We start from the raw sequence: 1,425 nt of genomic DNA, 5'->3' as shown, positions 1-1,425 counted from the left end.
CCCACCCAGACCTACAGCTGCGCGTACTTCGAGCGTGAGGACATGACCCTCGAGGAGGCGCAGATCGCGAAGATCGATCTGGCGCTGGGAAAGCTCAAGCTCGAGCCTGGGATGACTCTGCTGGACATCGGCTGCGGCTGGGGGGCCACCCTGCGGCGAGCCGTCGAGAAATACGACGTGAACGTCGTCGGCCTGACGCTCTCGGAGAACCAGGCCGAGCACGTGCAGAAGTCGTTCGATCAGATGGACACCACCCGCAGCAGGCGGGTGCTGCTGGAGGGCTGGGAAAAGTTCCACGAGCCGGTGGACCGGATCGTGTCGATCGGCGCGTTTGAGCACTTCGGTCGCCAGCGCTACGGCCGCTTCTTCAAGATGGCCTACCAAGCGCTGCCGCCAGGCGGAGTGATGTTGCTGCACACCATCGTTCGGCCGTCGTTCAGGGATGCCCGCGCCAGGGGCATGAAACTGACCCACGAGATCGTCCAGTTCTCGCAATTCATCCTGGCCGAGATCTTTCCCGGCGGCTGGCTGCCGACCCCGCAGACCGTCGGCGAATACGGGGTCACGGCGGGCTTCGACCTGACCCGGGTCCAGTCGCTGCAGGAGCATTACGCGCGGACCCTCAACATCTGGGCGGCGAATCTGGAAGCCAACAAGGAGAAGGCGATCGCTCTCCAGTCCCAGGAGATCTACGACAAGTACATGCACTATCTGACCGGGTGCGAGAACTTCTTCCGCAAGGGCATCAGCAACGTGGGGCAATTCACGTTGGTCAAGTAGCTCACAGCATTTCAGCGCACAACGGTGATCCGTTGGGGCTGAGTGCCTATGGTGAGCCGGTCACTTCTCCAACGTGAACTGGTTGACGTCGGTGTAGCCCTCCCGGAACAGCTTCGCGCAGCCGGTGAGGTACTTCATGTAGCGGTCGTAGACCTCCTGAGACTGGATGGCCAACGCCTGCTCGCGATTCGCCTCGAGCGCCTCGGCCCATAGATCCAGTGTCCTGGCGTAGTGCAACTGCAGCGACTGGACCCGGGTCAGGTCGAAGCCCGCCGTGACCCCGTATTCGCCGACGGTCTGCGGGGTCGGCAGCCAGCCGCCGGGAAAGATCTCGGCCAGGATGAATTGCGAGAACTGGACGATCTCGTGGGTCAGTTTCATGCCCCTGGCGCGGGCATCCCTGAACGACGGCCGAACGATGGTGTGCAGCAACATCACTCCGCCTGGCGGCAGCGCTTGGTAGGCCATCTTGAAGAAGCGGCCGTAGCGCTGGCGACCGAAGTGCTCAAACGCGCCGATCGACACGATCCGGTCCACCGGCTCGTGGAACTTTTCCCAGCCCTCCAGCAGCACCCGCCTGCTGCGGGTGGTGTCCATCTGATCGAACGACTTCTGCACGTGCTCGGCCTGGTTCTCCGAGAGCGT

Annotated in this window: 2 protein-coding genes; one reads left to right on the top strand and one right to left on the bottom strand. The window is 63.0% G+C overall.

The genetic code is table 11. The annotated features are described in order from the left end of the window. On the top strand, positions 1-780 hold a 780-nt coding region (locus tag A5686_RS16375; protein ID WP_067936273.1), incomplete at its 5' end, for a cyclopropane mycolic acid synthase family methyltransferase. Positions 781-840: 60 nt separating this feature from the next. Here A5686_RS16375 and A5686_RS16370 read toward each other — a convergent pair. Continuing rightward, positions 841-1,425: class I SAM-dependent methyltransferase (locus tag A5686_RS16370; protein WP_067929809.1), on the bottom strand; the 585-nt coding region annotated here is incomplete at its 5' end.

The organism is Mycobacterium sp. E2479 (assembly GCF_001667925.1).
GTDB lineage: Bacteria > Actinomycetota > Actinomycetes > Mycobacteriales > Mycobacteriaceae > Mycobacterium.
The sequence above is the reverse complement of the archived record's forward strand: the minus strand, read 5'-3'. Positions and strand labels throughout refer to the sequence as shown.